The organism is Ilumatobacter sp., assembly GCF_041688325.1.
GTDB lineage: Bacteria > Actinomycetota > Acidimicrobiia > Acidimicrobiales > Ilumatobacteraceae > Ilumatobacter_A.
In genome coordinates, this window is record NZ_JBDNIJ010000032.1 from 1 (window position 1) to 1944 (window position 1944).

4 protein-coding genes and 1 tRNA gene are annotated in these 1944 nt (G+C 62.3%); 4 read left to right on the forward strand and 1 reads right to left on the reverse strand.

All coding sequences use genetic code 11. The annotated features are described in order from the left end of the window. Positions 1–200: glycerol-3-phosphate acyltransferase (locus ACH2EI_RS02285; protein WP_395159029.1), on the reverse strand; the 200-nt coding region annotated here is incomplete at its 3' end. 21 nt (positions 201–221) lie between these two features. Between ACH2EI_RS02285 and ACH2EI_RS02290 the strand changes: the two genes are divergently transcribed. The 4 genes from ACH2EI_RS02290 to ACH2EI_RS02305 all read left to right on the forward strand — a co-directional run. Beyond that, positions 222–923, forward strand: coding sequence for a spheroidene monooxygenase (locus ACH2EI_RS02290; RefSeq protein WP_395159031.1), 702 nt, complete (start codon positions 222–224; stop codon positions 921–923). Positions 924–976: 53 nt separating this feature from the next. Next, a tRNA-Thr gene (locus ACH2EI_RS02295) sits at positions 977–1052 on the forward strand. A gap of 97 nt (positions 1053–1149) precedes the next feature. Then, the gene (locus tag ACH2EI_RS02300; protein ID WP_395159033.1) at positions 1150–1599 is read left to right on the forward strand and encodes a hypothetical protein; all 450 of its coding nucleotides are present in this window, start codon (positions 1150–1152) and stop codon (positions 1597–1599) included. A 136-nt stretch (positions 1600–1735) separates the two neighbouring features. Next, positions 1736–1944 (forward strand): hypothetical protein (locus ACH2EI_RS02305; RefSeq protein WP_395159035.1); only part of this gene is annotated, 209 nt, incomplete at its 3' end.

Consider the following 1944-nt stretch of genomic DNA (forward strand, 5'->3'; position numbering starts at 1 on the left):
CCAACGAACACCGGCACCGCAGCCCGCTTGCCGAGTGTCTCGCGTGCGTTCCAGAACCCGGGGTTCCGATCCCCGACTTCTCGCAGGTCGATTGTCGAACGGCGGCGTGCGACCAGGTTGGCAACAGGGATCGAACCGAGCAGATAACCGACCACAACGACGAGGAGAACATCGAGGATGGTCGTGCTGAACGAACTCATTGCTGACAGCATGGTCGATGCATGGCCCGCATTGCATCGTTCCACCTGATTCGTGAGCGACGTGGCCGTGCTGTGTTCGCATTGGCACGCCTCGGGCTCGACCGACCTGCGATGTCGCGGGTCGATGGCCTGCATTTCTGGCGGCTGATGGGGAGCGGCGAGGGGAGTAATACTGGGCCGGGTGCCGACCTTCGACGGACGGCGTTGTTCGCGGTGTGGGAGAGCGAAGCCGATCTCGACAGGTTCATATCGTCGCATCGCATCCCCCAGCGGTGGCAGCGTGCTGCTGAGAGTTGGCACGTGCGATTGAAGGCGGTCGGAGGCCACGGCAAGTGGCGCGGCATGAATCCACTCGACGGCATGGAGCCGGGCGACAGGTCGGGCCCGATTGCGATCATCACCCGTGCCAATGTGCGGCGACGGTCGTGGAGAGCGTTCGGCCAGGCAGGTGTCGAGGTCGACACCGAGTTGCATACGGCACCCGGTTTGATCGATGTCGTCGGTGTTGGAGAGGCCCCCGTTGGACGGCTTGCGACGTTCAGTTTGTGGGAGTCGATGGGTGCTGCGCGGGCCTACGCGTATTCGATGCCGAGGCATCAGCAAGTAATCGAAGAAACCCGCACTGGTGACTGGTATGCCGAGGAGTTGTTCGCCCGCTTCGAGCCCTACGGGTCGTCGGGGACGTGGGACGGTCGAGATCCACTCGAATGCCCGCGAGGCTGACCCGGCCTCGGCCGATATATTCGTGTCGTCCTTCTTGGCAACGAGTCGGAATTGCCCAGATAGCTCAGTTGGTAGAGCAACGCATTCGTAATGCGTAGGTCCCGAGTTCGACTCTCGGTCTGGGCTCCACAAAACACCTGGTAGACAGGTGTTTCGCAGTGACTCAGAATCACACCGGCAGGACTCAACCAAGTTCTCACCAAGTTATTGCTGTACGGGTTGCATCGTGAAGGGCACACTGCGAGAGCGCCGCCCAGGCAACTGGGAGTTGATCGTTCAGCTGCCGCGCGACGCCGCAAGCGGTCGCCAGAAGCAGTTGAGCCGCACTCACGTCGGCACCAAACGCGAAGCTCAGCGTGCGCTCTCGGCACTCGTCGCCCAGGTTGCCGAGGGCAAGATCTCGTCGTCGTCGACCACGCTCAACGAGCTGCTCCTTCGGTGGCTCGACCAGGTCGATAACCGACTCTTGCCAACGACGGCTCGCGAGTACCGGCGAATCGTGAACGGGCGGATCGGGCCGGATCTCGGGAAGCTACGCCTCAGCAAAGTCATGACACAGCGAATCGATGCGTACTGCGCAGCCCTCACCAGAGAGCACAAACTCTCGCCCGGAACCGTCCGCCACGTCCACGCGATCCTTCGCGGCTCACTCGGCCAGGCCGTGAAGTGGGGTTGAATTCCGGTCAACCCAGCCGTGAGTGCTTCGCCTCCGAAGTTGAGAACGAAGGAGATCACTCCCCGTCACTCGCCGAGACGCGCAAGCTCTTGGCGACGGCGGACGAGTACGACGTCCAGCTAGCCGCAAGATCTCGTTGGACGATGACACGATCGCGATTCTCGAGGTCCAACGCGATCGGGTGAAGCATCGTGCGGAGGTGTACGAGCTGCCGTTCAATCAGGACGGCTACGTGTTCACCACGACGGCCGACGGGTCAGACCCATGGCTTCTGGTCCAGACCCTGCTCGGGTCGCGAGCGCCTTCTCTCGCCAGAGCGTCAGCCGGCTTGTTCGGCTTGAGTGA